The 25,721-nt window shown below is 68.7% G+C and carries 22 protein-coding genes; 7 read left to right on the top strand and 15 right to left on the bottom strand.

The genetic code is table 11. From position 1 onward, the window contains the following. Window positions 1-11: 11 nt before the first annotated feature. Together LGN17_RS00845 and LGN17_RS00840 are read left to right on the top strand one after the other, a co-directional pair. Entirely contained in the window at window positions 12-1,427 is a 1,416-nt protein-coding gene (locus LGN17_RS00845) for a sensor histidine kinase (RefSeq protein WP_226194763.1), read from the top strand. Between the two features lie 178 nt (window positions 1,428-1,605). Continuing rightward, a complete protein-coding gene (locus LGN17_RS00840; RefSeq protein WP_226194762.1) occupies window positions 1,606-2,115 on the top strand; it encodes a hypothetical protein in 510 nt (169 codons plus the stop codon). A gap of 388 nt (window positions 2,116-2,503) precedes the next feature. Here the strand turns inward: LGN17_RS00840 and LGN17_RS00835 are convergent, their stop codons facing one another. The 8 genes from LGN17_RS00835 to LGN17_RS00800 all read right to left on the bottom strand — a co-directional run bounded on the left by LGN17_RS00835 (window position 2,504) and on the right by LGN17_RS00800 (window position 10,634). Then, window positions 2,504-3,370 (bottom strand): MOSC domain-containing protein, encoded by an 867-nt coding sequence (locus LGN17_RS00835; protein ID WP_226194761.1) that lies wholly within the window; start codon window positions 3,368-3,370, stop codon window positions 2,504-2,506. Between the two features lie 88 nt (window positions 3,371-3,458). Further along, entirely contained in the window at window positions 3,459-4,412 is a 954-nt protein-coding gene (locus LGN17_RS00830; RefSeq protein ID WP_226194760.1) for an ABC transporter substrate-binding protein, read from the bottom strand. Between the two features lie 37 nt (window positions 4,413-4,449). Beyond that, window positions 4,450-5,634 (bottom strand): c-type cytochrome, encoded by a 1,185-nt coding sequence (locus LGN17_RS00825; protein ID WP_226194759.1) that lies wholly within the window; start codon window positions 5,632-5,634, stop codon window positions 4,450-4,452. A 50-nt stretch (window positions 5,635-5,684) separates the two neighbouring features. Then, window positions 5,685-6,509 carry an ABC transporter ATP-binding protein gene (locus tag LGN17_RS00820; RefSeq protein ID WP_226194758.1) on the bottom strand — a complete coding sequence of 275 codons (825 nt, stop codon included), beginning with the start codon at window positions 6,507-6,509 and terminating at the stop codon, window positions 5,685-5,687. Next, window positions 6,503-7,597 (bottom strand): ABC transporter permease, encoded by a 1,095-nt coding sequence (locus LGN17_RS00815; protein ID WP_226194757.1) that lies wholly within the window; start codon window positions 7,595-7,597, stop codon window positions 6,503-6,505. Before LGN17_RS00815 ends, LGN17_RS00820 begins: the two co-directional genes overlap by 7 nt. 4 nt (window positions 7,598-7,601) lie before the next feature. Beyond that, window positions 7,602-8,642, bottom strand: coding sequence for an ABC transporter substrate-binding protein (locus LGN17_RS00810; protein WP_226194756.1), 1,041 nt, complete (start codon window positions 8,640-8,642; stop codon window positions 7,602-7,604). 33 nt (window positions 8,643-8,675) lie between these two features. Then, on the bottom strand, window positions 8,676-9,515 hold the full coding sequence (locus LGN17_RS00805; protein ID WP_226194755.1) for a class II aldolase/adducin family protein: 840 nt from the start codon (window positions 9,513-9,515) through the stop codon (window positions 8,676-8,678). Window positions 9,516-9,548: 33 nt separating this feature from the next. Beyond that, window positions 9,549-10,634, bottom strand: a complete 1,086-nt coding sequence (locus LGN17_RS00800) for an LLM class flavin-dependent oxidoreductase (protein WP_226194754.1) — start codon at window positions 10,632-10,634, stop codon at window positions 9,549-9,551. 294 nt (window positions 10,635-10,928) lie between these two features. Between LGN17_RS00800 and LGN17_RS00795 the strand changes: the two genes are divergently transcribed. After that, window positions 10,929-12,365 carry an acyl-CoA dehydrogenase family protein gene (locus LGN17_RS00795; RefSeq protein WP_226194753.1) on the top strand — a complete coding sequence of 479 codons (1,437 nt, stop codon included), beginning with the start codon at window positions 10,929-10,931 and terminating at the stop codon, window positions 12,363-12,365. 61 nt (window positions 12,366-12,426) lie between these two features. Here LGN17_RS00795 and LGN17_RS00790 read toward each other — a convergent pair whose 3' ends face one another. After that, window positions 12,427-13,401, bottom strand: coding sequence for a LysR family transcriptional regulator (locus LGN17_RS00790; RefSeq protein WP_226194752.1), 975 nt, complete (start codon window positions 13,399-13,401; stop codon window positions 12,427-12,429). Between the two features lie 17 nt (window positions 13,402-13,418). On the opposite strand from LGN17_RS00790, the gene LGN17_RS00785 reads away from it, so the two are divergent. Both LGN17_RS00785 and LGN17_RS00780 read left to right on the top strand, forming a co-directional pair. Beyond that, window positions 13,419-13,985 (top strand): cysteine dioxygenase, encoded by a 567-nt coding sequence (locus LGN17_RS00785; RefSeq protein ID WP_226194751.1) that lies wholly within the window; start codon window positions 13,419-13,421, stop codon window positions 13,983-13,985. Window positions 13,986-14,075: 90 nt separating this feature from the next. After that, entirely contained in the window at window positions 14,076-15,704 is a 1,629-nt protein-coding gene (locus tag LGN17_RS00780; protein ID WP_226194750.1) for a rhodanese-related sulfurtransferase, read from the top strand. Window positions 15,705-15,790: 86 nt separating this feature from the next. On the opposite strand, the gene LGN17_RS00775 is transcribed toward LGN17_RS00780, so the two are convergent. Continuing rightward, the gene (locus LGN17_RS00775; protein ID WP_226194749.1) at window positions 15,791-16,933 is read right to left on the bottom strand and encodes a glycerophosphodiester phosphodiesterase; all 1,143 of its coding nucleotides are present in this window, start codon (window positions 16,931-16,933) and stop codon (window positions 15,791-15,793) included. 374 nt (window positions 16,934-17,307) lie between these two features. Here LGN17_RS00775 and LGN17_RS00770 point away from each other — a divergent pair, with 374 nt between their 5' ends. Both LGN17_RS00770 and LGN17_RS00765 read left to right on the top strand, forming a co-directional pair. Beyond that, window positions 17,308-18,372 carry a phytoene/squalene synthase family protein gene (locus LGN17_RS00770; RefSeq protein ID WP_226194748.1) on the top strand — a complete coding sequence of 355 codons (1,065 nt, stop codon included), beginning with the start codon at window positions 17,308-17,310 and terminating at the stop codon, window positions 18,370-18,372. Between the two features lie 489 nt (window positions 18,373-18,861). Beyond that, window positions 18,862-20,082 carry a porin gene (locus tag LGN17_RS00765; protein WP_226194747.1) on the top strand — a complete coding sequence of 407 codons (1,221 nt, stop codon included), beginning with the start codon at window positions 18,862-18,864 and terminating at the stop codon, window positions 20,080-20,082. A 125-nt stretch (window positions 20,083-20,207) separates the two neighbouring features. Here the strand turns inward: LGN17_RS00765 and LGN17_RS00760 are convergent, their stop codons facing one another. Genes LGN17_RS00760 through LGN17_RS00740 form a run of 5 tightly spaced genes read right to left on the bottom strand, consistent with a single transcriptional unit; the run spans window position 20,208 to window position 25,482 of the window. Further along, a complete protein-coding gene (locus LGN17_RS00760; RefSeq protein ID WP_226194746.1) occupies window positions 20,208-21,704 on the bottom strand; it encodes an efflux transporter outer membrane subunit in 1,497 nt (498 codons plus the stop codon). Window positions 21,705-21,714: 10 nt separating this feature from the next. Continuing rightward, a complete protein-coding gene (locus LGN17_RS00755) occupies window positions 21,715-22,869 on the bottom strand; it encodes an ABC transporter permease (RefSeq protein WP_226194745.1) in 1,155 nt (384 codons plus the stop codon). Further along, window positions 22,866-23,825 (bottom strand): ABC transporter ATP-binding protein, encoded by a 960-nt coding sequence (locus LGN17_RS00750; protein WP_226194744.1) that lies wholly within the window; start codon window positions 23,823-23,825, stop codon window positions 22,866-22,868. Before LGN17_RS00750 ends, LGN17_RS00755 begins: the two co-directional genes overlap by 4 nt. Beyond that, on the bottom strand, window positions 23,822-24,787 hold the full coding sequence (locus tag LGN17_RS00745; protein WP_226194743.1) for an HlyD family secretion protein: 966 nt from the start codon (window positions 24,785-24,787) through the stop codon (window positions 23,822-23,824). Before LGN17_RS00745 ends, LGN17_RS00750 begins: the two co-directional genes overlap by 4 nt. Beyond that, on the bottom strand, window positions 24,784-25,482 hold the full coding sequence (locus LGN17_RS00740; RefSeq protein ID WP_226194742.1) for a TetR/AcrR family transcriptional regulator: 699 nt from the start codon (window positions 25,480-25,482) through the stop codon (window positions 24,784-24,786). The genes LGN17_RS00745 and LGN17_RS00740 overlap by 4 nt, the downstream gene beginning before the upstream one ends. Window positions 25,483-25,721: the final 239 nt, after the last annotated feature.

Below are 25,721 nucleotides of genomic sequence, written 5' to 3'. Positions count from 1 at the left end.
CGGGGGGGCGCGTGACCCGCCCGAACCTGCGCATCCAGGTCGCGCTGTGGCTGCTGCTGCCGCTGCTCGGCCTGCTCGCGCTCGACTCGTGGCTCACGTACCAGCGCGCGATGAGCGCGGCACACGTCGCGTTCGACCGCACGCTGTCGTCGTCGCTGAAGTCGATCCGCGAAGGCGTGCGGCTCAACGACGGCGAGATCGAGGTCGACCTGCCGTATCTCGCGCTGGAAATGCTCGAATCGAGCGACGGCGGCAAGATCTACTACCTGATCCGCGAGGACAACGGCCACACGATCACCGGCTACCCGGACCTGCCGCTGCCACAGGGGCGCGACGCAGGCGACGGCGCGCTGTTCGTCACGCGTCACTACGACGTCGTCTATCGCGGCGAGCCGTTGCGGATGGCCGCGCTGCGCATCCCGGTGCACGACGTGCCGACCGCGCAGTCGCGCATCGTGTGGGTGATGGTCGGCGAGACGATCGAGGCGCGCCAGGCGCTTGCGCGCGAGATCCTGGTGGGTTCGCTGCTGCAGGAAGGGTTGCTCGTCGTGCTGGCGCTCGGCATCGTGTGGCTCGGCGTCGGGCGCGGGCTGCGGCCGCTGAACCGGCTGTCGGCGACGGTTGCCGCGCGCAGCGAGGACGATACGACGCCGCTCGATACCGGCGCGATGCCGAGCGAACTCGCGCCGCTCGTCGAGTCGATCAACCAGTACATCGGCCGCACGCAGCGGATGCAGGTCGCGCGGCGCCGTTTCTTCGCGGACGCGGCCCATCAACTGAAGACGCCGCTCGCGGCCGTGCAGGCCGGCGTCGAGCTCGCGCTGCGGCCCGACGAGCAGCCGCGCGTGACCGGGCACCTGCGGCGCGCGAACGGCGCGGTGCGGCAGGCCGCGAAGATCGTGCAGCAACTGCTGTCGTTGTCGCGGCTCGATTCGGACAGCGGTCATGCGGTCGCGCACAAGCCGGTCGCGCTGCACCGGCTCGCGCGCAGCGTGACGCTCGACTGGTCGCCGGTCGCACGTGCGCGCGACATCGATCTGGGCTTCGAGCACGAGGCCGATATCGACGTGCACGGGCAGTCCGACCTGCTTGGCGAGATGATCGGCAACCTGATCGACAACGCGATCCGCTACGCGGGCGACCGCGCGGTGATTACGGTGCGCGTATCGCGCGATGGCGAGCACGCGCGGCTCGACGTCATCGACAACGGGCCGGGCATTCCGGCGGCCGAGCGCGACGCGGTGTTCGAGCGCTTCCATCGCGGCAGCAAGACGCAGACGGTCGAAGGGACGGGGCTCGGGCTGTCGATCGTGCGCGAGATCGCGCGCGTGCATCAGGGCAGGGTGACGCTTGACGATGCGGCCGGGGGCGGATTGGTCGTGACGGCGTGGCTGCCGGTGGCGCTCGATGCAGAGCTGCAGAAATAGGAACAGTTAAATCGACAATTCATTGATTATTTTAATGTCGTCGTAACACGCTGCTATTTTTGACAGCTACAAAATCAGAATCTTTATACCTACGATAAATTGGCCGTCTAATGCGCGGCCTCGTCTTGATGATTTAGGGGTGAATCGAAATTTCAGATTACTGAAAGGGAACCACATCATGGCTACAGTACTCGATGAAGACGTCCTGCCGGAAATTGTTGTCGTGAAATTCAAGGTAAGCGGAGGGCAGGTCACGTCCGGGAACGGAAAGGCGCCGCTCATCACCTTCGCCGCTGCTTTCAATACAGAAGGCGTGCAAGCCTCGCTGCCGGAGGGCAGCGGCTCCGTGGAAGGTGCGGGTGTGGTTGTCTGGAGCCAACGGCCAGCACCGACAAAAATCGCGATTCGCGGGAATTACTGGAATTTTCCGTCAAAGGAAGGCGTAGGACACAGCAATGTGGTGCGAACCTTCTTGATGCACTTGCACGGTTACCTCGGATTGGTTTCCGTCGCCAACTGGCACGGCATTCCGCCGGCGCCATTCCCGTTGCTGGATTTGAGCTCGGTTACGCCGCGGAATTCGAAAACCGGCACGGCGAACTATACGATCTATCTCGATCCGAAAATTCCGGATGAAACAATCACGGTGAGCGATGCAGTACTCACCGAATTGGAGATTCAAAAATAAATGATCGATATTGTTTATAAAAAAGCATTGGTTGAATTTCAGGGTTGAATCATTTCGTCCCGGTGACGCATTGCGGAAAATTACCGCGTGCGTCACATTTTAAATCGACGGCTGGCCCCGCCATACTGCGGCACAGGGGGCAGCACACCGACGCCGCGGGTCCGTCGACGACGATCGCGCCCCGGCCCGCCAAGCCCCGGAATGTACCGGCAGAGGGTTCCCGACGGGCGCGACATGTCGAGCGATCCCGAAAAGGTCTTCGGCCCCGAGCCGTCGTAGACGACGTGCACGCTTTCGCCCCTGGTCAGGCACTGGGTCGATGGCGAGCGGAAGGCTCGATCTGCCGGCGCGTGTGCGCGCAGGCCCGGCAGTCTGCCTGGCAGGTCCGTCAGTCGCCGAAGCCGATTTCCGCGTCGAGTGCCTGCCCGATTTCCAGGAAACTGCCCGCGCCGCGCACGACGATCGCATTGATGCCGAACGTCAGCTCGCCGTTGAAGTTCGGGTTCGCGCGATAGGTCTGCATCGTGTCGGTCGGCTCGTGCGGCCACGCGGGATCGGGCGCGCCGGTGACCTGGTCGATCGTCGGCATCGGGCAGCGGGTGCACGGCTTCACGAGGCGCAGCCGCACGGGCGTCGCGCCTTCCGTGTCGAGATGTTCGACGAAATCCTCTTCGTATGCAGCGAGATCCGACACGACGATGTTCGGGCGGAAACGGTTCATCGGAATCGCCGGTGCGCCTTTTGCGGCGAGCCGTGCGTTCAGGTCGTCGAGCGACGACTGGCCGATCACGAGCAGCGGGTAGCCATCCGCGAATTGCGTGTGCGTATCGATCTCGCCGGTCCATTTGCGGTTGCAGCCGCGGCGCGCGTCGGGGCCGAAGCGCGCGAGCTTCGTCGGCACGCCGAGGAATTCGGTCAGCCACGCGGCCGTTTCGGCGCCCGTGTCGATCGCGTCGACGGTGTCGCGCCACACGGTCGCGGCCATTTTCGGCGTGGCGGGCGATACGCTGCCGTCGAGCGGCGTGCGGATCTCGCGCATGCCCGGCGCGTTCAGCACGAGCGCATCGCTGCGAAGCGCGGTGTGGATCAGCGCGAGGCGCGGGTGCGTGCGCTGCGTGATCATTTGCCCGGCGGGGTCGGTGATCAGCCAGTGGCGGTCGTAGGCGAGGCCCGTTTCGAGCAGTTGCGCGCGCGACAGCGCGATGCCGGCGCAGGATTTGATCGGGTAGACGAAGAGTTCGGCGATGGCTGGCATGACGCTGGCTGAAGGCGGATGGCGGGATTGCGATTGTGCCAGATCGTGCCGACGCCGTTCGGGCGGCTGCGCGCCGTCGCGCGGCCGGTCATGCGAGCGGGAAGCCGGGATCGAACGTCGTGCGCACGTCGAGCGGCTGGCGCAGCAGTCCGGCCTTCAGGTAGAAGTCGGCCGTGCGTTGTTGCTCGGCGATGATCGTCGCGTCGATCGGCAGCCAGCGCGTGTTCCGCCGCTCGAACTGCAGCCTCGCGGCCGCCGGCGGGATGCCGATGATGCGCGCGAGCGCGGCGGAATACACGTCGACATGCCGGTACGACCACGTCTGCGCGCGCACGATGCGCCGCAGGAAATCGTGCAGCACGTCGCGCTTTGACGCGATCGCCGCGTCGGTCGCCGCGATGTAGCTGAGCCCCGACCACAGCCCGCGGCCATTGACGAGTACGCGCGCGCGACCGCTCGTTTCGGCGAGCGCGGTATAGGGTTCCCAGGTCGCCCAGGCGTCGATTGAACCGGTTGCGAGCGCAAGCATCGTATCGGCGGGCGGCAGGAAGCGGAACGAGACGGCGTCGGGCGGCAGGCCGGCCGCGTCGAGCGCCTTCAGCGTGACGAAATGGCCGATCGAGCCGCGCGTGGTGCCGATGCGCTTGCCCTTCAGGTCGGCCGCGCCTTTCAGCGCCGCATCGGGCCGCACGAGAACGGCCGTGCCGTACGGGTCGGAGCGGTTCGCGCCGATCACCTTGATGCGTGCACCCGACGCGAGCGCGAAAATTACCGGCGCATCGCCGATCGGCCCGCAATCGACGGCGGCCGCGTTCAGCGCCTCGGCGAGCGGCGCGGCGGCCGGGAACTCGGTCCACGCGATGTCGTACGCCAGGCCGTTCAGTTCGCCGGCGGCTTCGAGCAGCGCGCGCAGCCCGCCTTTCTGGTCGCCGGCGCGCAGCAGCGGCCGTGCGCCCGATTGCGCGCGCAGCGCGGCCGGTGCCGCGGCGATCGTGGCGAGGGCGCTCGCCTGTGCGAGGAAATGGCGTCGGGTCGGATTCATCGTGAAGTTCGGTCGGAAGAGACGTTCAGGGATTCAATCAATGCGGAAGTCCGGCCTGCACATCGCGCACGGGTTCCGTGTCGACGCGCAGCAGCAGCGCGGTCAGCGGATCGCCGGTCGCTGCCGGTACGGCCGGTCGTGCGGCGCTGTCCGAACGGCACAGCAGGTCGGCATCCGACCAGCCGGCGCTGCCCGGCAACGCGCGCGCCCGCAGCCAGCCGCGGCGATCGGCGAGGAGCTGCGTGCCGCCGAGCGCGTCGGGCGCCACGCCGGCGATCGTCGCGAATGCGAGCCACGCACCGGGCGTCGACGCGACGCAATCGGCTTGCGCGGTGCCGTTCGCCTGCGCGACGGGCGCGCCGCGTGCCGTGACGAGCAGCGTTTGCCAGCGCGCGTCTTCCGGCGGGGGCGTCGCGCCCGGCGCGAGCGCGACGACGCGCACGCGCTGGCCTTCGCGCCAGCGCTCGAGCGGTTGCGGCGCGGCGCCGCCGCAGCGCACGTCGAGCGTCGGCAGCGGGACCGGTACGGGCCACGCGCCTTGCGCCTGCGCGCCGCTGCCCGCGGCGAGCGCTTTCAGGTAGTCGAGCACGGCCCAGGTATCCTGCGGGCCGAGCGTCGCGGCGAAGCCGGGCATCGTCGACGCGCCGTGTTCGTCGCGCGTGCCGTGGCGCACGCGCCAGAACAGCTCGCCGTCGAGACGGCGGGCGAGCAGCGCGCCGGCGAAGGTCGGCGGCCAGCGCGAGAGCGTGGCCGCGAGCGGCCCTTCGCCGCGGCCGTCCGTGCCGTGGCAGGCCGCGCAGTGTCGTGCATACAGGTGCGCGCCGCGCATCACGTTCGATACCGAAAACGGCGCGGGATCGCGCTGGAAGCTCGTCGGCACGGCGGGCGAGAGCCACAGCGAAGACGGCGGCCACGGCGCGAACCACGCCACGGCCAGCGTGGCGAGCGCCGTGGCGACACGCCACTTGCGTGAAGCGAGCGCGATGCCCGCGAGCATGACGGCCAGCGCCGTCGCCGCCGCGGCGAACGCGAGTTGCCGCGTGAGTCCCGCGTCGATGTGCAGCGTTTCGAGCGCGATGCGATGGGCCCACGGCCAGGCGGCCTGACCGTCGGCGTCGCCCGTCAGCCCGATCGCATGCAGCACGCGCGCCAGCGCGATTTGCGCGCGATACAGCCCTTGCAGAAACAGGAGCGCCCAGTCGGCGAATGTCGGCGCGTTCATCGGCACCCTTCCCGCCGCGCGGCGGCCCAGCGTCGAGCGGCACCGCGCATCTACCAGCTCGCATCGAGCCCGAGATGTCGCAACGCGTCGTGGCGCAGTTCGGCGAGGCGCGGGTCGCCGCGATGGCGCGGGTAGGGCAGGTCGACGTGCAGTTCGGCGACGATGCGTGCCGGACGCGGCCCGAACACGATCACGCGCTGCGCAAGGAACAGCGCTTCCTCGACATCGTGCGTGACGAGCAGCGCCGAGAAGCCGTCGCGTTGCCACAGCGCGGCGAGCTCGGCCTGCATCGTGAGCCGCGTGAGCGAATCGAGCTTGCCGAGCGGCTCGTCGAGAATGAGCAGGCGCGGATCGTTGACGAGCGCGCGGGCCAGTGCGACCCGCTGTGCCATCCCGCCGGACAACTGATGCGGGAATGCGTTCGAGAATTCCTGCAGCCCGACGCGCGCGAGCGCCTCGTCGACACGATGCTGCGACACGCGCGCCACGCCGCGCGCCTCGAGGCCGAGCGCAACGTTCGCGCGCACGCGCCGCCACGGGTACAGCGTCGGATCCTGGAACACGACGATGCGCGACGGATCGGGGTGTTCGATCGGCACGCCGTCCTGTGCGATCGTGCCTTGCCGCGCGGCCTCGAGGCCCGCGACGAGGCGCAGCAGCGTCGACTTCCCGCAGCCGCTCGGGCCGAGCAGTGCGACGAATTCGCCGGCCGCGACCGACAGCGTGACGTCGTCGAGCACCGGCAGCGCACCGCCGGGGCCGTCGAACGCATGGCTCACGCGGCGGATGTCGATGCGCGCACCGCGCGGCGCCGTGACGGCGGGCGCCGCGGCAACGAAAGAGGCAACGGACGATTCGAGACCGGCGCTCACCATTTGACGGTTCCTTTCTGCCAGGCGAGCGCGCGATCGCGCACCGCGAACAGCAGCGCAATGAGCCCGGAAAACAGCAGCGCCATCACGATCAGCGCCGCATACATGTTCACGTACGATGCCCAGCCCTGCGCCCAGCTCAGGTACCAGCCGAGCCCCGACTTGACGCCCATCATCTCGGCGACGACCAGCACCGTGAACGACGCGCTGAGCCCCATGAAGATGCCGACGAACACGTGCGGCAGCGCGGCCGGAATCGCGACGCGCAGCACGAGGAAGCGCGCATTCGCACCGAGCGTGCGCGCGACGTCGTAATACTGCTTGTTGACGCTCGCGACGCCCGACCACGTCAGCACGGCGACCGGGAAGCCGGTTGCGAGCGCGATCAGGAACGCGGCCGCCGAATAGCTCGACGGGAAGAAGTAGAACGTGAGCGGCAGCAGCGCGGTGGCCGGCACGGGGCCGAGCACGCGCAGCACCGGATGTACCCAGTAGCCGATCCGGCGCGACCAGCCGATCGACACGCCCACGGCGAAGCCGACCGCGACGCCGTACGCGAAGCCGAGCGCGAGCAGCTTCAGCGTGTTGCCTGCGCTGCCGAGGAGGCGCGGCCAGTCGTCGACGTAGACCTCGATCAGCGCCTGCGGCGGCGCGAAGAACGGGGTCGGCAGCCAGCCGGTTTTCGCGGTGACGAGTTCCCACACGGCGAGCACGAGCGGCAGCGCGACGAGCCACGGGCCGGCCGCGCGCACGTGCACGAGCCGCGTGCGTGTCGCGGGTGAGAGATGGCCGAGCGTCGCGGCGATGAGCAACAGCGCGGCGATCGTCCACGCGCCGACGGCGAATTCGTCGGTGTACGCCCAGTCGGTGAAGCCGACGACGCGGTTCGGCCACAGCCGCGTGAGCGCGCCGAGCGCGGCCCACGCGAGCGCGGCGGCGATGCCGGTCGGCCAGGTGCGCGCATGGCGGGCTTCGGCGGCCAGCGTCGCTTCGCACGCGGTGCAGGCGATGCGCGCCGCGGTCACGGTGGCACTGCCGCCGGAGGGGGCGGACGCGGGGTGCGCGGAGGGCGCGCGTTCGATCGTCGACATCGCGTCACCCCAGCACGTTCGCATAGACCTGCTGCGCGAAGCGCTGCGGGTCGGTGCTCTTCTTCAGCACGCTGATGCGGCGGAAGTCGTCCGCGTAGAACGCGATTTCCTGCTGCAGGTCGACGTTGGTCGGGTGGTGATCGTAGGTGAGCGTCGCGTAGAGCTTGCGCAGGTCATCGGGGCTGATCTTCGGCGAATACTTCGCGAACACCTTCGCGGCTTCGTTCGGGTTGTCGTGCGTGAACTCGGTGGCCTGTACGATCGAGCGTGCGAGTGCGGCGGCCGACGGCCGGTCGTTGCGCACGAGGTCGCCGCGCGCGCCGATCACGCAGCACACCTTGCGCGCATATTCGCCGGACAGGTTCGTCGCCAGTTCGGTGTACGCACCGTTGCTGCGCTTCTCGAGCAGATAGAGATTCGGGTCGCCGTCGGCGATCGCATGGATCTCGCCCTTGTCCACCGCCACGCCGAGCAGGTCGGCCGGATACTGCCGCCACGTGATGTCGCGCTCGGGATCGATCCCGTTCTTCGCGAGCAGGATCGAGAAGAAATGCTTGCCGGGTGCGGCCAGGTCGCTGACGCCGACCGTCTTGCCCTTCAGCGCCTGCAGTGTCGTCACGCCGGCTGCCTTCGCGCCGAGCAGCCGCACGCAGCCGCCATGCGAGCTGCCGATGATCTTCACGTCGAAACCGGCTTCGAGCGGCTTGAGCCAACGATGGATCATCCCGACCGCCGCATCGGCCTTGCCGGTCGCAATCGATTCGAGCAACTGGTCGGTCGACCCGCTGTAGTTGATCAGCTCGACCTTCAGGCCGTTCTTCTCGAAGAAGCCGCGCTCCTGCGCGACGACGATCGGCGTCAGGCAGAACGCGTTCTGGTTCCACGCGAACGTGAGCTTCTTCAGCGGCGGCGCGGACCAGGCCTTGCGGCCCAGCGTGATCGCGGGCGCGGCGAGCGCGATGGCGCCGGCGGCGCGCAGCAGCGTGCGGCGTTTGCCGTCGTGCGCGTCGGCGAGCGCGGGTGCAGGTGCGGTGGTTCGGGTCATGTTGGTCTGGTCTCCGGTCGTGCGACAAGGCGCTCAGTCGAGCAGGTCGGGTTCGTCGGCGACGACGCGCGCGAACAGGCTGTCGAATGCATGCAGCGCGCCCTCGGGGCCGCCGATCTGGCCGTGCGTGTGGCGTGCGGTTGCGTGATCGATCGGTTGCGGCGTGCCGGCTGCCTCGGCTAGCAACTGCGTGTGCGCGGCGTTGTCGAGCGCGATGTACCACCATGCGGCGGCCTCGACCGACGGGCCGGCGGTCAGGATGCCGTGGTTCTTCAGGATCACGCCCTTGTGCGTGGTACGGTCCGGCTTCACGAGCGCCGCGGCGATCCGCGCGCCTTCGCTCGTGTCGACGACCATCCCCGTGAAGTCGTCGAACAGCGCGTGGTCTTCATGGAACACGCAGGCGTCCTGCGTGAGCGGGTCGAGCAGGCGGCCGAGCGTCGACCACGCCTTGCCGTAAGTCGAATGCGTATGCGCGGCGGCGACGATATGCGGATGCGCGTCGTGGATCGCCGCGTGGATCGCGAACGCGGCCTTGTTCAGCGGCCGCGTGCCGATCGCGGTTTCGCCGCGTGCGTTGACGAGCAGCAGGTCGGACACCTTGAGCTGCGAGAAATGCACGCCGAGCGGATTCACCCAGAAGTGGTCGGGCAGCTCGGGGTCGCGTGCGGTGATGTGGCCGGCGAGCCCCTGTGCGAAGCCGAAGCGTGCGAACAGGCGGAACGCGCCTGCGAGTCGTTCCTGACGGTGACGGCGCTCGGCGGCGACGTCGATGCGCGGCGCGGGCGGATCGAACCAGAAATGCTGGCGCGGCGCTTCGGCAAGTTCGAGGCCCGATGCGGTACGTACGGGCGAGGAAAGGACGGCGGACATGGTGGCGTAGGGCTCCGTATGGCTCCGTTGGGCTCAGGCCGCGCGGCGCGCCGCGTCGCGTGCGGCGACGGCGCTGCGCACGCGCGGAATCAGTTCGCGGCCGTAGTCGATCGCGTCGTCCAGCGGATCGAAGCCGCGGATCAGGAACGTGGTCACGCCGAGGTCGTAGTAGTCGAGCAGCGCGTCGGCGACCTGTTCGGGTGTGCCGACGAGCGCCGTCGAATTCGAGCGCGCGCCGGTGAGCTTCGCGATCTCGGTCCACAGCCGCTTGTCGACGCGCGAACCGCGATCGGCCGCGGCGAGCAGGCGCCGCGCGCCTTCGCTCTGCTGCGGGCCGCCGGCGCCGAGGCCGGCCGCTTCGCGCAGCCGGCGCGTTTCGTCGAGGATGCGATGCGCGCGCGCCCATGCTTCGTCCTCGGTCGCGGCGAGGATCGGGCGGAACGACACGGAGAAGCGCACCTGCCGGCCGTGCTGAGCGGCTTCGGCGCGCACGCGCGTCGTCAGGTCGCGCACCTGATCGAGCGATTCGCCCCACAGCGCGTAGACGTCCGCGTGCTTGCCGGCTACCGCGAGCGCAGCGTCCGATGCGCCGCCGAAATAGATCGGCACATGCGGTTGCTGGAACGGCTTCACTTCCGAAAAACCCTGCTTGAACCGGTAGTGCGCGCCGTCGTGATCGAACGGCTGCGCTTCGGTCCAGATCCGCCGCAGGATGCCGAGGTATTCGTCGGTGCGCGCATAGCGCGCATCGTGATCGAGGAAGTCGCCGTCGCGTTGCTGCTCGCTGTCCGAGCCGCCGGAGATGAAGTGCACGGCGAGCCGGCCGCGGCTGAACTGGTCGAGCGTCGCGATCTGCCGCGCGGCGAGCGTCGGCGCGGTGAAGCCCGGGCGATGCGCGAGCATGAAGTGGATGCGCCCGGTCGCGGCCGCGGCGAACGCGATCGTCAGCGTCGCCGACGGGCCGGTCGAGTGGTGCGGCACGAGGATCCGGTCGAAGCCGGCCGTCTCGTGGGCGCGTGCAAAGTCGCGCACGTAATCGGGATCGACGACAGGGCCGGACGGCGGGTGGATTTCCGACTGCTTCTGGCTCTGGATCATGCCGATGAATTCGACGCTCATCTGGGTCTCCGGTGCAGGGACGTCCCGGCGCGTGGCCGGGCAGGAATGGAGCGCAGGTTAACGCCGGGATCATGCGAAACGGAAATAATCAATCCCGATTTGAATATCAGATTTGCATGGTTTGGGCGAGGGTGCGCTGCGCATACGCTGTGGGCTCACGAACGATCGGGCGCGCGAGGGCCGGCGAATCCGGCACGGTGCGTTCCAGACCGCCGACTTCATGAGAAACCGTGCCGCGTGGCGATCGATTGCCGCTGTTGCCGCCTGTCCGTCTTACCCAGGGAATCCGTCTCGATGTCCGCCAGCCTTGCCGCTTCCTCGCCGTCGCCGCAGCCGCGTTCGCTGCGCCTCCTGTCCCCCGACGATGCCGACGCCCACGACACACGTGTCGCCGCACTGCTCGACCGCCTCGCGCCGGAACTGGCCGCCGACGCGGCCCGCAACGACGTCGACGGCCGCTTTCCGCACGAGAACTTCGCGCGGCTGCATCGCGCGGGGCTGATTGCGCAGGTCGTGCCGCGCGAGCATGGCGGCGCCGGTGCGACGCTCGCGCAGGCGAGCCGGATCGTGGCCGCCGTTGCCCGGGCCGATCCGGCGACCGCGCTGGTGCTGACGATGACGTACCTGCAGCATCGCGCGCTCGGCCGTGCCGACAACCGCTGGCCGTCGCGGCTCCGGCGGGCGGTGTTCGACAGCGCGGTTGCCGAAGGCGCGCTGATCAACGCGCTGCGCGTCGAGCCTTCACTCGGTTCGCCGTCGCGCGGCGGCTTGCCGGAAACCATTGCACGTCGCGACGGCGACGGCTGGCGGTTGTCCGGTCACAAGCTGTACAGCACCGGGATTCCGGCGCTGCGCTGGCTGGCCGTGTGGGCGCGCACCGATGAACCGGCGCCGCGGGTCGGCGTGTTTCTCGTGCCGCGCGACCGCGATGTGGATGGCGATCGCATCCGCGTGATCGAAAGCTGGAATCACCTCGGCCTGCGTGCGTCAGGCAGCCATGAGGTCGTGTTCGACGACGTGCGGCTGCCGGCCGATCACGCGGTCGACGTACGCGCACCGGACGCATGGGCCGTGTCGGCCGCGACCCATGCGGATGCCGACGCGCAGGCCGACCAGCAGGCGTGGATGGTCGCGCTGCTCGGCGGCCTGTACGACGCGGTGGCGCGCGCGTCGCGCGACTGGCTGGTCGAGTTCGCAACGACGCGTGCGCCGAGCGGGCTGGGCGCGCCGCTCGCGACGCTGCCGCGCGTGCAGGAGGCGGTCGGCGAAATCGAGGGCTGGCTGCATGCGAACCGCGTGCTGCTCGACGATCACATCGCGCGCACCGACGCGGGCGACGCACCGCCGGTCACGACGAGCGGCCTCGTCAAGCGGGCCGTGACCGAGCACGCGATCCGCGTGGTCGAGCAGGCGTTGAAGCTGTCGGGCAATCACGGGCTGAGCCGCGCCAATCCGCTCGAACGCCATTATCGCGACGTGCTGTGCAGCCGCGTGCATACGCCGCAGGACGATGCGATCGCGGTGGCGGCAGGGCGTGCGGTGCTCGAAGCGGTGAGCCGGGGCGAAACGAAAGACGAAACGAAAGACGAAACGAAAGACGAAACGAAAGACGAAACGAAAGACGAAACGAAAGACGAAACGAAAGACGAAACGAAAGACGAAACAAAGGGCGCGTCGGAGACGCGCGGGGCGCCGGTCAACGAGACCGGACGAGGCCGCGCCGATGCGTGAGCGGAGCAGGGCGGGCGCGTACCTCGAGCGGGCTGCACGACGCGGTCGCCGCCCGGCACGCTCACGCAGCCTTGCCGTGCGCCTGCTCGGGCAACGCGAACGCCGTGCGCGCATGCGCGGCAACGGCGGCGAGCGGCGCGTCGAAGCGGGCCGCATCGTGCCGGCGCAGCAACCACAGATCGATCTGAGGCTTGAAATCGGTGAGCGGCACGATGTCGAGCGCATCGCGCAGCGGGCTGCCTTCGACGAGCGGCAACGGCATCAGACCGATGCCGAAACCGTTCGCGACGCTCTGCAACTGCAGGTCGCGGCCGTAGGTGTCGAGCGTGACCGGCATCGGCAGGCCCTGCGTATCGAGCGCGCGCCGCAAGCCCGCACGAAAACCGCAGCCGTCCGGATTGAGCACCCAGCCACGCGCATGGCAATCGGCGAGCCGATAGCTGCGGCGCGGCCAGTCACCCTTGCGGCCGACCGCGACGAGCCGCGTGGCCAGCAACCGTTCGCCCTCGACCTGCGCGGGCAGCACCATTTCGCGTGCGAGGAAGACGAGCGCCGCATCGAGTTCGCGGCGGGCGACGCGCTCGACGAGCATGCCGCCCCAAGCGGTCGTGACCTGCGTCGCGAGCGCGGGCCACTGCGCGGCGAGTTCGACGATCAACGCGGGCAGCATCAGCTCGCCGAGGCCCTGCGTGAGCCCGATCCGGAATTCGCCGGCGGGCGGCTGCTTGCCGGCCGTCAGCTCCCGCAGCGCATCGACTTCGCGCAGGATCGCGCGACACTGCTCGAAGACCTGCCGGCCGATGTCGGTCGGGCGCGGCGGCTTCGTGTTGCGATCGAGCAGGATCACGCCGAGCGCTTCTTCGAGATTCTGGACGCGCCGCGTGATCGCGGGCTGCGTCATCCCGAGCTCGGCCGCGGCCTGGCTCAGGGTCTGGCAGCGGACGACCGCTGCAAAAGCGTCGATATCGCTAATTTTCATGTTTGTTCTGCATGGTCTTTCGGGTGCATCATGACGATCCATCATATTCGGCATCATATTCGAGGAGTCGGCCGATGAGTACGCTTTCGTTGCATCAGACGCCGCTGCGGCCGTTCGTCGACGGTCTGGGCGCGCTGCTTGCGTCCGGCGCGAACGAGGCGCGCATCCTCGACGAGGGCGGCGTGCTGCTCGCCGCCCTCGTCGAACACGACGACTGGCTGCCCGACGCATTCGCGCAGCCCGACCCCGCACGCTATCGGCAGTACCTGCTGCATCTCGACCCGCACGAGCGGTTCTCGGTCGTCAGCTTCGTGTGGGGGCCCGGCCAGACGACGCCGATCCACAACCACACGGTGTGGGGGCTGATCGGGATGCTGCGCGGCGGCGAGTTCTCGCAGCCGTACCGGTTCGACGCAGCGGGCAAGCCCGTGCCGGCGGGCGACGCCGTGCGGCTGCAGCCGGGCGAGATCGAGGCCGTGTCGCCGCGCATTGGCGACGTCCACCGCGTGACCAACGCGTTCGCGGATCGGGTATCGATCAGCATCCACGTGTACGGCGCGAACATCGGCAAGGTCGAGCGCGCGGTGTTCCTGGACGACGGCACCGTGAAGCCTTTCGTGTCCGGCTATTCGAACACCTGATGCAGTTGCCCGCCGGCACGCGTCGGCGGGCCCGAGATTCATCCGTACCGTTTTCTTCACCGACTTCAACGCATTCGAGACAGAGACATCGTGACGCAATCCGCCGATTCCACCTTCCGCTTTCCCGTCGCGTCGTACCAGGACGTGCGCGCGCGCCTGCTGGCCCGCGACGAGATCGCGCTGATCGACGTACGCGAGGAAGATCCGTACGCGCAGGGCCACCCGCTGTGGGCCGCCAACTTTCCGCTGTCGAAACTTGAACTCGACGCGTGGACGCGGATTCCGCGCCGCGACACGCCGATCGTCGTGTTCGGCGAAGCGGGCGGCGAGGATCTCGCGCCGCGCGCGGCGGCCAAACTCGCGCAACTCGGCTACTCCGACGTGCGGCTGCTCGACGGCGGCCTCGCGGGCTGGCTCGCCGCGGGCGGCGAACTGTTCATCGACGTGAACGTGCCGAGCAAGTCGTTCGGCGAATGGGTCGAGGCCGAGCGGCACACGCCGTCGCTGTCCGCGCAGGAGGTTCAGGCGCTGATCGACGCGAAGGCCGATGTCGTGATCGTCGACGCGCGCCGTTTCGACGAATACCAGACGATGAACATCCCGACGTCGACGAGCGTGCCGGGCGCGGAGCTCGTGCTGCGCGTGCGCGCGCTCGCGCCGAACCCGGCGACGCAGGTGATCGTCAACTGCGCGGGCCGCACGCGCAGCATCATCGGCACGCAGTCGCTCGTGAACGCGGAGCTGCCGAATCCGGTCGCCGCGCTGCGCAACGGCACGATCGGCTGGACGCTCGCGGGCCAGACGCTCGAACGCGGCGCCGCGCGACGCTTTCCGGAGCACATCGACGCGACGCAGCGTGCCGACGCACGTCGGGCGGCGCGTGCGGTGGCCGAACGCGCGGGCGTGCCGCGCGTTGCACTCGCGGACGTCGCCGCGCTCGGCGAGCCGGGCCGCACGCTGTATCGCTTCGACGTGCGCACGCCGGAAGAATACGAAGCCGGCCACCTGCCGGGTTTTCTGAGCGCGCCGGGCGGCCAGCTCGTGCAGGAGACCGACCATCACGCGGCCGTGCGCGGCGCGCGGATCGTACTCGCCGACGATGACGGCGTGCGCGCCGACATGACCGCGTCGTGGCTCGCGCAGATGGGCTGGGACGTGCGTGTCGTCGAACCGGAGCACGGTACGGCGAAGTTCGGCGAGCGCGGCCAGCCGCCGCGCGACGTGCCGGTACCGCCACTCGTGACCGACGTGTCGCCAGCGACGCTCGCGGGCTGGCTGAAGGAGGCTGCACCCGGCGAGCTGGCGATCGTCGATGTGACGGCCAGCGCGAACTACGTGAAGCGCCATATCCCGGGTGCGTGGTTCGCCGTGCGTGCGCAGTTGCGTGATGCGTTCGCGGCGATTCCGCCCGCCAGGCGCTATGTGTTCACGTGCGGATCGAGCTTGCTGGCGCGGTTCGCGGCGGACGATGCCCGCGCGCTGCTGCCGGCATCGGCTGACATCGCGGTGCTCGCCGGCGGCACGGCAGCGTGGATCGAGGCCGGGCTGCCGCTCGAAAGCGGCGAGACGCATCTGGCGTCACCGCGCGTCGACCGCTACCGGCGCCCATACGAAGGCACCGACAACGCGGCGGCCGCGATGCAGGCCTATCTCGATTGGGAGTACGGGCTGGTCGATCAGTTGAAGCGGGACGGCACGCATCACTTCCACGTGATCTGACCGATGCGGTGCAGCGGGGCGCGGCGGCGCGTCGTACGCCGCGCCCGGTTAACGCACGTCGAGCACGTCGGGCACGTTCCGCGCGATCAGCGCTTGAACGTATCGACGGCCGTGCGGCCGACGGCCGGATCGTCGGTGAAGAAGCCGTCGATGCCCGCGCGCAGGTACGCCTGGATTTCCCGCACCGAGCCGGCGGTGTTGCGCGTGGCGGGCGTGCCGCCATCCTTCAGCGAGGCGGGCAGGAAGTTGTTCTCCGGGCGGAACGTGTACGGATGCACGACGAGGCCGGCCTCGTGCGCATAGCGCACGTACGGCGTCGGCTGCTGCAGCGTGCCGTCCGCGGCGACCGCGATGATCGACGTCTTGTACGGGCCGACGCCGTTCGCATAGGTCGCGATCTCGCGCATGCCGTCGCGCGTCGACAGGTCGCCGTAGGTGCGCTTGTCGTTCGCCTTCACGAAGTCGTACGGGCGCTGGCCGGCTTCGTCCATCAGCTGCACGAGCTTCCAGTTCGGCTGGCTCGACTTGATCCGGTTGCGGATCGTCTTCAGGTTCGCGACCTCGAACGACTGGATGTAGATGGTCGCCGTGCGCGCCGTGTACGAATCCTTCAGCAGCGCATCGACGAGACGGTCTTCGAGCGGCAGGCCGATCGACTGGAAGTAGGTCGGATGCTTGGTTTCCGGATACAGGTGAATCGTGCGGCCGGTCTGCGCGGACATCTGCTTCGCGAGCGCGACGATCTCGTCGAACGTCGGAATCTCGAACTGGTCGTTGTATGCGGTGTTCGCGGGGCGGACCTGCGGAATGCGCTCGCGGGCGCGCAGCGTCTTCAGCTCGGCGAGCGTGAAATCCTCGGTGAACCAGCCGGTCAGCTCCGCGCCGTCGATCGTCTTGGTCGCCTTGCGGCTCGCGAACTGCGGCAGCGTCGACACGTTCGTCGTGCCCGAGATCTCGTTCTCGTGACGCGCGACGAGCACGCCGTCGCGGGTCGACACGAGATCGGGCTCGATCACGTCCGCGCCGTCCTCGACCGCCTTGCGGTACGACGCGAGCGTGTGTTCGGGGCGCAGCGCGCTCGCGCCGCGATGGCCGACCACCTGGACCTTCGCGGAAATCGGCTGGGTGGGATCGGACGCGACGTCGTCGCCGCCGCACGCGGCGAGCAGGAGCGCGGCGGCACAGGCGAACGGGACGTAGCGCAGGGAGGTCGGGCGCTTGAGGAGCATGTCGATGAACCTTCGAAACGAGAGTCGGAAAGGGGCGATCGCTCCGGCATGCGGCCGTCGTGGCGTGTCGCACGGAGTCGAATGGGACGCGATCGTCGCACCGAATAATTACATATGTATTACTTTCACCTTTCTTTTGAATATTTTTAGGGCGCGATACCGGCGGCAGAGCGGTTGACTGCGGCCCGATGTGGGGCGCATTCCGGCCGTCTCGGGCAGGCCGCGCGCCGGATGCACTAAACTTGCGGGAATTTTGCATCGCCGCGCCGGGGCCGACGCCCGCCTGGCGCGACGATGCGGCGACTCGCGGGCCGGCGCGGGCGCCCGGCGCCCGTGTGCGTCCGGGGCCCGCGCCGGCCGATTTTTCCCGACCCATGACGACTCGAACCGATTCCGCCTACCTGCTCGGCGACCTGCTGAAGAACGTTTCCCGCTCCTTCTACCTCACGCTGCGCGTGCTGCCCGACGGCATGCGCGATCCGGTCGGCCTCGCGTACCTGCTCGCGCGCGCAGCCGACACGATCGCCGACACGGCGCTCGTCACACCCGATCGCCGCGCGGCGTTGCTGACCGACCTGCGCGACGAGGTCGAACGGCTCGGCGACGGCGTTGCGCTGTCGCGTGCGCTCGAGGACGTGACGCGGATGCAGACCGATTCGCACGAACACGTGCTGCTCGGCTCGATGGCGCCGATGCTCGCGCTGCTGCGCGCGCAGCCGGACGCCGACCGCGCCTCGATCCGCAAGGTCGTCGCGACGCTGACGGCGGGGATGGTATTCGACCTGCGCACGTTCCCCGACGAGCAATCGGGGCGGGTCGCGTCGTTGCCGACGCGTGACGAACTCGACCGCTACACGTATCTCGTTGCCGGCTGCGTGGGCGAGTTCTGGACCGACATGACGGGCATGCATACGCCGGCGGCACGCGGCTGGAACCTGCCGGACATGTGCGAGAAGGGCATCCGTTTCGGCAAGGCGCTTCAGATGACCAACATCCTGCGCGACTGCGGGAAGGACCTGCGCATCGGCCGCTGCTACCTGCCCGACGACGTGCTGGGCGCACACGGGCTCGGCGTCGCCGACCTGATGGCGCCCGATGCGTCGGCGCGCGCGCGCGGCGTACTCGTCGACCTGCTGCGCGTGACGCTCGACCAGTATCGCGACGCGTGCCTGTATACGCTCGCGATCCCGCGCCGCTTCGTGCGACTGCGGCTCGCGTGCCTGTGGCCGATCATGATCGGCCTCGAAACGCTCGAGTTGCTGGCCGGCCACGCAGCGTGGCTCGATCCGGCGAAGCCGGCCAAGGTGCCGAGAAAGCGCATCTACCGGATCATGGCGTCGTCGCTCGCGCTGGTCGGCTCGAACACCGCGATTCGTGCGCGCATGACCGCGCTCGCCGATGCCGTGAGCGCGCATCTCGTGCCGCCGGCCACGCGCTGAATCGCATTGAACGATGCCGGCCCGACGGGTGCCGGCGTCGCCCCTCGGCCCGCGTTCGCCGGGCTGCTCCCGCCCATCTCCCGCGCCTCGACTAAAAACGTTTTCATTATTTCGTTTCGCGAAACGTGGGTGTCATGAACGTCAGCGATCCTTCGCGGCGGCGTGAATCGTGGCGTCAACCACGGTCGCGCATTTGTAAGACGTATCCTGCCGAAGGCATCTGATGACATCCGACGGTCGCGTTGCACCCGTAAAAATGTAAAGCTAGGGTTTTCACCGGGAAATGCCGGAAAGGCCTGCCGCGTAAGCGTTTTCAGGTGTTATGTAACTGCTTGGTGAACCCATGCGTTGCGTCGATCATACGATGACCGACCGCGCATGTTGGGAAATAGTCGGTAATCCGTCAGAATTGCGCCGGCATGTACTCGCACATGTGTCAGGTCATAAACCACACCACAAAAGAAATTATTTTTTGAGGACGGAGAATCAATGAAAAAGCGCGTCGCTTTCGCCATGACGGCAGCTGGCCTTGCAGCCGCTACCGTCGCCCACGCTCAAAGCAGCGTGACCCTGTACGGTATCGTCGATAACGGTCTGGCTTACCAGAACAACTCGTCGGCGACTGGCGCGACCACGGGTGGTCACTCGAAGGTGCAGATGTCCACCGGCGTGTGGGCAGGCAGCCGCTTCGGCCTGAAGGGCAGCGAAGATCTCGGCGGCGGCACGAAGGCGATTTTCCAGTTGGAAGCCGGCGTCAACACGGCTAACGGCTCGTCGCAGTGGACCAACGGCATCTTCACGCGTCAAGCGTGGGTCGGCCTGACCAACAACACGTACGGTACGCTGACGGCTGGCCGCCAGTACACCGCGTACTACACGCTGCTGTCGCCGTACAGCCCGACGACCTGGCTGACCGGCTACTACGGCGCGCACCCGGGCGATATCGACTCGCTGGATACCAGCTACCGCGCGAACAACTCGCTCGTCTACATGTCGCCGAAGTTCTACGGCTTCACGGTCGGCGGTTCGTACTCGTTCGGCGGCGTTGCAGGCGCAACGAACCGCGGCTCGACGTGGAGCGCCGCGATCCAGTACCTGAACGGCCCGGCAGGCATCGCGGTCGGCTACCAGAAGGTCAACAACGCGACGCTCGGCGGCGGCCTGTGGGGTGCGAACTCGACGGTGCAGAACGGCTTGAACGCAGCGGGTACCAACGGCGTTGAGCCGGCAGTGTCGTCGATCAACAACGGTTACCAGTACGCACAGTCGCAACAGCGACTGGCCGTTACGGCTGGCTACCAGTTCACGCCGGCATGGGACATCTCGGCGTCGTACTCGAACGTCCAGTACATTCCGGGCACGGGTTCGGGCTTCAAGAACACGGCAATCTTCAACACGGCAGGCGCTGTGCTGCACTGGAAGGCAGCTGCTCAGTGGGACTTCGCGGCAGGCTACTCGTACACGGCGGCAACGCAGTCGAACGGCATCACCAGCTCGGCCAAGTACCACCAGGTCACGCTGTCGCAGTACTACAGCCTGTCGAAGCGCACCGGCCTGTACGCGGTTGAGGCTTACCAGCACTCCAGCGGCAACACGCTGACCCCGACGGGTGGCATCATCGCTGCAACGACGTCGATCGGCGACGGCGTGGGCGCAGGTTCGAAGCAGAACCAGATCGGCCTGGGCGTCGGCATGATCCACCGCTTCTGATGTCGCGCGGCGCGCGAGCGCCGCTTACGGCATGCGGTATGAAAACCGGCCTTCGGGCCGGTTTTTTTATGCCCGCGCGATTCGTGCGATTGCCGCGATCGCTGCATCGAGCCAGCATCGCGCGATTAATCCGCCGCGTCATCCGTCCAGCTCCCCGCGAGCGCCTGAAACAGCGCCGCCGTATCGGCGAGCCGGTCCGCTTGCGCGCGGGTACGGTCGAGCGCCGCCTGCAGCGTCTGCCGCTGCGCATCGAGCAGGTCGAACGTGCTGATCCCGCCTGCCGCGTAACGGTCGCCGGCAATCCTGTTGCTGGCCGCCGCTTCCTGCGCGGCGGTGTCTCTGGCCTGCAGTGCAGCCGCGTCGTGCTCGACCGCGCGCATTGCATCGGCCACCTGCTGCAGCGCCTCGAGCACGGTTTCCCGGTAACTCGCGAACGCGGCGTCGTACGCCGCTTCGGCCGCACGTTTCTTCGCGCGCAGTTCGCCGCCGTGAAAGAGCGGTTGCATCAGGCCGAGGCCGACATTCCACACATTGAGCCCGCTCACGAGATCCGCGATGCGCGTGCGTTCCGAGCCTATCCCCGCCGAAATCGAAAAGCGCGGATACAGGTTCGCGGTGGCCACGCCGACGTTCGCGCTCGCCTGGTGCAGCACGGCTTCGGCCGCACGGATGTCGGGTCGTTCGCGCGCGAGCGTCGACGGCAACGCGACGGGCAGCGTGCGCGGCAGCGCAAGTGCTTCGAGCGTGAGGTCGGGCAGCACGGCATCGGACGGCGGCACGCCGAGCAGGATCGCGAGCCGATGGCCGGCCTGCGCGAGGCGGGCGTCGAGCGGCGGCAGCGACGCCTGCGTCTGCGCGAGCAGTGCGCGTTGCGCATGCACGTCGGCCTGCGAAACGCCGCCCGCCGCGAAACGCATTTCGACGATGCGCAACTGCCGCGCCTGCGCGTCGATCAACTGCCGCGTGAGCGCGATCTGCTGCGCGAGCGACGCGCGCAGGATCGCGGTCGCGACGACGTTGCCCGCGAGTGTCAGGCGCGCCGCGTCGAGCGTGTACGACTGGTAGTCGACTTGCGCGCGTAGCGCTTCGAGCGCACGCCGGTTGCCGCCAAACACGTCGAGTACATACGACACGCTCACCGATGCGTCATAAAGCGTGAACGGCCCCGGGCTGGGCACGTTGGCGGGCAGGCCGAACGCGGTCGTATCGACTTGCTCGCGTGTGGCGGACAGGCTCGCATCGACTTTCGGCACCATCGTCGCGCTGGCTTCGGCCGCATGGTTCTGCCGCGCTTCGTCGAGCCGCGCGCGGGCCTCGGCAAGCGTCGGGCTGTTGTGCCACGCGGTATCGACGAGCCGGTTCAGCGGTTCGGAGCCGAACTGCGTCCACCAGCGTTGCGGCGTGTGCGCGGCCGGTGCGAACGTCTGCGGGGCGCCGGCCGCGCCGGTGGCGGCGGCCGTCGTCGCGGGCGGCTCGCCGAGCGTGTAGTGCCGCGTGGCTGGCGCGTCAGGTGCGTGGAAATCCGGCCCGACCGCGCATCCGGCGACGAGCAGCGCGGCGGCCAGCGCACAGCCGTGAGCAGCGCGGTCAACGTGGAAGGGGCGACGCGAAGCCGGTTTCATGGTGCCGTGCCTAGTCGAGCGTCCGCCGGTAGAAGCGCAGCGCGACGCCCATCACGACGATGGTGAACAGCGCGACCGGCCACACGGACGGCCACAGGTCGCTCCAGCCGTTGCCTTTCAGCAGGATGCCGCGCACGAGGCGGTTGAAGTAGGTGAGCGGCAGCAGGTTGCCGATGAATTGCGCCCACTTCGGCATCCCGGCGAACGGGAACATGAAGCCCGACAGCAGGATGTTCGGCAGGAAGTAGAACACCGCGAGCTGCATCGCCTGCAACTGGTTCTGCGCGAGCGACGACAGCGTGATGCCGACGGTCAGGTTCGCGGCGATGAACAGCAACGCGGACAGGTAGATCGCGAACACGCCGCCGACGAACGGCACGTCGAACACGAACCGCGCCGCGGCGACGATGATCGACACCTGGATCAGCCCGATCAGCACGTACGGGACGATCTTGCCCGTCATCACCTCGAGCGGCCGCACCGGTGTTGCGAGGAGGTTCTCCATCGTGCCGCGCTCGCGTTCGCGGGTGATCGCGAGGCCCGTCATCATCACCATCGTCATCGTCAGGATCACGCCCATCAGGCCCGGCACGACGTTGTACTGCGTGATGCCCTCGGGGTTGTACAGCCGGTGCAGCACGACGTCGAACGCGGCCGGGCGGCCGTTCAGGTAGGCGAGCGGGCCCGTCAGGTCCTTGTCCGCGACGGGCTGCACGAGGCCCGGCAGCGCGCCGATCGCCGACGCGGTCGCGACGGGATCGGTCGCGTCCGCCTCGACGAGCAGCGACGGACGCTCGCCACGCAGCAGCCGCCGCGAGAAATCGGCCGGCACGGTCAGCACGAACTGCACGTCGCCGCGGGCAAGCGCATGCCGGCCGGCCGCCTCGTCGGGCAGCGTCTCGACGATGTCGAAGTACGCGGAATTGCGCATCGCGGCGACGAAGCTGCGCGCGAACGGGCTCGCATCGGCGACGATCACGGCCGTGGGCAGGTGCTTCGGATCGGTGTTGATCGCGAAGCCGAACAGCGTGAGCTGGATGATCGGCACGCCGACGATCATCGCGAACGTCACACGGTCGCGCCGCAGCTGCAGGAATTCCTTCAGCACGATGCTCCACCAGCGGGCGACCGAGAACGCGTCGCGCAGGCGCGCCCACGCGTTCATGACGACGCTCCGCCGGGCGGTCGCGACGCGCGGCCCATCATGTAGATGAAGACGTCCTCGAGCCCGGTGTCGATCGGCGCGACCTGCAGCGCGGCAGGCCCGCCGGCTTGCGCCGCGACCTGCGCGAGCGTTGCGTCGAGCCGCGCGCGATCGCGGCCGCTCACATGCAGTGCCGAGCCGAATACGACCGTCTGGTCGACGCCCGGCATCGTGCGCAGCCGCGCGGACAGTTCGCTCAGGTGCGCACCGGTGATCGCGCGGGTCGCGAGCCCCTGCGACGCGACGATCTCCGCCGACGTGCCCTGCGCGAGCAGCTCGCCGTACGCGATGTACGCGAGCTTGTGGCAGCGCTCGGCCTCGTCCATGTAGTGCGTGCTGACGAGCACCGAGATCCCTTGTGCGGCCAGCCGGTGCAGTTCTTCCCAGAAGTCTCGGCGCGCGGCCGGATCGACGCCGGCCGTCGGTTCGTCGAGCAGCAGCAGCGCCGGCTCGTGCAGCATGCAGGCGGCCAGCGCGAGGCGCTGCTTCCAGCCGCCCGACAGCGCGCCCGTGAGCTGGTCCGCGCGGCTCGCGAGGCCGAGCCCGTCGAGTGCGCGCGCGACGGCCGCCTTGCGGTCGGGCATCCCGTACACGCGCGCGACGAAGTCGAGGTTCTCGCGGATCGACAGGTCTTCCCAGTACGAGAAGCGCTGCGTCATGTAGCCGACGTGCCGCTTGATCTGCGCACTGTCGCGCACGATGTCGTAGCCGAGGCAGGTGCCGCTGCCCGAGTCGGGCGTGAGCAGCCCGCACATCATCCGGATCGACGTGGTCTTGCCGCTGCCGTTCGGCCCGAGAAAGCCGAAGATCTCGCCGCGCGCGACGCGCAGCGACACGTCCTTCACGACATGCTTGTCGCCGAAATGCTTGTTCAGGCGATCGACGTCGATCGCATACGGTGCGGGCGGCACGTTCATGGCACCCTCACGGCGACGGGCTGGCCCGGATGCAGCTTCGGCGCGTCGGCGACGGCCGGGCGCGCCTCGATCATGAACACGAGCTTGGTCCGGCTCTCGTTGCTGTAGATCACGGGCGGCGTGTATTCGGCCTCGCTCGACACATAGGTGATGCGCGCGGGCACGTCGGCCGCGCAGCCGTCGCAATGGATCGCGACCGTGCGCCCCGGCGCGAGCGAGGCGATGGCGGCTTCCGGCACGAAGAAGCGCACCTTCAGGTTTTGCGGCGGCAGCATCTGCACGACCGGATTGCCGGCCTGCACCCATTCGCCGACGCGGTACAGCGTGTCGTACACGCGTCCGGCGGCGGGCGCGGCGACGCGCTTCTGGTCGAGCTTCCATTGCGCCTCGGCGACCGCCGCCTGCGCGGCGTCGACCTGGGCGGCCTGCGCGGCGACCTGCTGCGCGCGGCCGGGCAGGCGCGCGACGTCGACCTGTTTCTGCAGTTCGCGCATCTGCGCGGCGGTCGTCTGCGCGGCCGTGCGCGAATCGTCGAGCTGCTGTTTCGACAGGCCGCCGGCAGCGTACTGGCTTTCATCGCGCACGCGTTGCGCGGCGGCCCGCGCGGCCTGCGCGGCGGCTTGTGCGAGCTGCGCCTGCGTGACCGCGATTTCGGGCGGGCGCTTGCCCGTCTGCAGGTCGGCAAGCTGCGCGCGGGCGGCCGCGAGCTGATGCTGCGCCTGCAACAGCGCGGCTGTTTCGCTGACGGCCTCGAGCGAGAAGGCCGGTGCGCCGGCGGCGAGGGTCTGGCCGCGCGCGACCGACAACTGCGCAAGCGTGCCCGATTGCGACGACGACAGGTACACGAATTCGCCTTCGACGTAGCCCTGGTAGGTCGCGCCATTGCTCGCCTGCCGTTCGCAACCGGCGAGGAGCGCGACGGCGGCGGCCAGTGCGATCGGCAGCGCGCGGGCTGTATTCACGACGGGCTCCGTGGCGAGCGGACCGGCGCGCGCGGCGCGGCGGCCGGCGGCTGCAGGCCCGAACCGAGCAGCGCGCGGACATGGCGGTGCAGCACGTCGCGGTCGATCGGCGGCAGGCCGCGCGCGCTTTGCCACAGTTTCGCGGTCGCGAGCGGCAGCATCACCAGCGCGATGATCGAATGGAACAGGAACGCCGGTTCGAGCGCGGGGTTCAGCGTGCCGGCCTGCTGCGCGCCGCGGATGCGCTCGGCGAAGCGCCCGACATGGTCGAGCGGAATGCGGCCGATCATCCGTTCGCGCAGCAACCCGCCTTCGTGGACGATCTCGCGCAGCCAGATCGACGGCAGCCACGGCATGCGATGCGTGACGTCGAAGAAGCGGTCGACGAGTTCGGCGACGAGCGCGAACGGGTCGTTTTCGATCCGTGGCTCGGTTGGCCGCCACACGAACGCGATGACCTGCGCGAGCCGTTCCTCGACGATCGCGTCGAGCAGTTGCTCGCGATTCGTGAAGTAGTAGTGGACCATCGCCGACGTGACGCCGGCCGCGGCGGCGATCTGCGCGACCGTGGTCGCGGCGATGCCGCGCTCGGCGAACAACTGCATCGCGACGTCGAGCATGTGGTCGCGCAGGTCGAAATCGTCGACCGACGGGCGGCGCCCGCGCGGCCTGGCGACGGTGGATTTCGCGTTCATGAAATCGACGCTAATTGATGAGTTAGTTAATTTCAAGGAAGGGTTTTCGCCCGGGTTGATCGAGATCAGGCGAGCGTCGAATGGGGACGCGGGCAGGCGAGGCGGTGACGTGACGCGGCGCGGCGCAGCCAGCCGGCGGCGGAGTGTAGGGAACAGCTAATGGAGAAACGGCGGGGGAAACGAGCGGGGCTGCAGCATGGCGCCGGCGGCATGGACCCGGACGCGAAGCGAGGGCGCGT

The sequence above is a fragment of the Burkholderia sp. AU30280 genome (assembly GCF_020420125.1).
GTDB lineage: Bacteria > Pseudomonadota > Gammaproteobacteria > Burkholderiales > Burkholderiaceae > Burkholderia.
This window is presented reverse-complemented; position numbering and strand designations above follow the sequence as displayed.

Bases quoted from the DNA above. Each gene is read 5' to 3' on its own strand.
- LGN17_RS00840 (WP_226194762.1), top strand. From the start codon at position 1,606: ATGGCTACAGTACTCGATGAAGACGTCCTGCCGGAAATTGTTGTCGTG.
- LGN17_RS00835 (WP_226194761.1), bottom strand. From the start codon at position 3,370: ATGCCAGCCATCGCCGAACTCTTCGTCTACCCGATCAAATCCTGCGCC.
- LGN17_RS00830 (WP_226194760.1), bottom strand. From the start codon at position 4,412: ATGAATCCGACCCGACGCCATTTCCTCGCACAGGCGAGCGCCCTCGCC.
- LGN17_RS00825 (WP_226194759.1), bottom strand. From the start codon at position 5,634: ATGAACGCGCCGACATTCGCCGACTGGGCGCTCCTGTTTCTGCAAGGG.
- LGN17_RS00820 (WP_226194758.1), bottom strand. From the start codon at position 6,509: ATGGTGAGCGCCGGTCTCGAATCGTCCGTTGCCTCTTTCGTTGCCGCG.
- LGN17_RS00815 (WP_226194757.1), bottom strand. From the start codon at position 7,597: ATGTCGACGATCGAACGCGCGCCCTCCGCGCACCCCGCGTCCGCCCCC.
- LGN17_RS00810 (WP_226194756.1), bottom strand. From the start codon at position 8,642: ATGACCCGAACCACCGCACCTGCACCCGCGCTCGCCGACGCGCACGAC.
- LGN17_RS00805 (WP_226194755.1), bottom strand. From the start codon at position 9,515: ATGTCCGCCGTCCTTTCCTCGCCCGTACGTACCGCATCGGGCCTCGAA.
- LGN17_RS00800 (WP_226194754.1), bottom strand. From the start codon at position 10,634: ATGAGCGTCGAATTCATCGGCATGATCCAGAGCCAGAAGCAGTCGGAA.
- LGN17_RS00795 (WP_226194753.1), top strand. From the start codon at position 10,929: ATGTCCGCCAGCCTTGCCGCTTCCTCGCCGTCGCCGCAGCCGCGTTCG.
- LGN17_RS00790 (WP_226194752.1), bottom strand. From the start codon at position 13,401: ATGATGCCGAATATGATGGATCGTCATGATGCACCCGAAAGACCATGC.
- LGN17_RS00785 (WP_226194751.1), top strand. From the start codon at position 13,419: ATGAGTACGCTTTCGTTGCATCAGACGCCGCTGCGGCCGTTCGTCGAC.
- LGN17_RS00775 (WP_226194749.1), bottom strand. From the start codon at position 16,933: ATGCTCCTCAAGCGCCCGACCTCCCTGCGCTACGTCCCGTTCGCCTGT.
- LGN17_RS00770 (WP_226194748.1), top strand. From the start codon at position 17,308: ATGACGACTCGAACCGATTCCGCCTACCTGCTCGGCGACCTGCTGAAG.
- LGN17_RS00765 (WP_226194747.1), top strand. From the start codon at position 18,862: ATGAAAAAGCGCGTCGCTTTCGCCATGACGGCAGCTGGCCTTGCAGCC.
- LGN17_RS00760 (WP_226194746.1), bottom strand. From the start codon at position 21,704: ATGAAACCGGCTTCGCGTCGCCCCTTCCACGTTGACCGCGCTGCTCAC.
- LGN17_RS00755 (WP_226194745.1), bottom strand. From the start codon at position 22,869: ATGAACGCGTGGGCGCGCCTGCGCGACGCGTTCTCGGTCGCCCGCTGG.
- LGN17_RS00750 (WP_226194744.1), bottom strand. From the start codon at position 23,825: ATGAACGTGCCGCCCGCACCGTATGCGATCGACGTCGATCGCCTGAAC.
- LGN17_RS00740 (WP_226194742.1), bottom strand. From the start codon at position 25,482: ATGAACGCGAAATCCACCGTCGCCAGGCCGCGCGGGCGCCGCCCGTCG.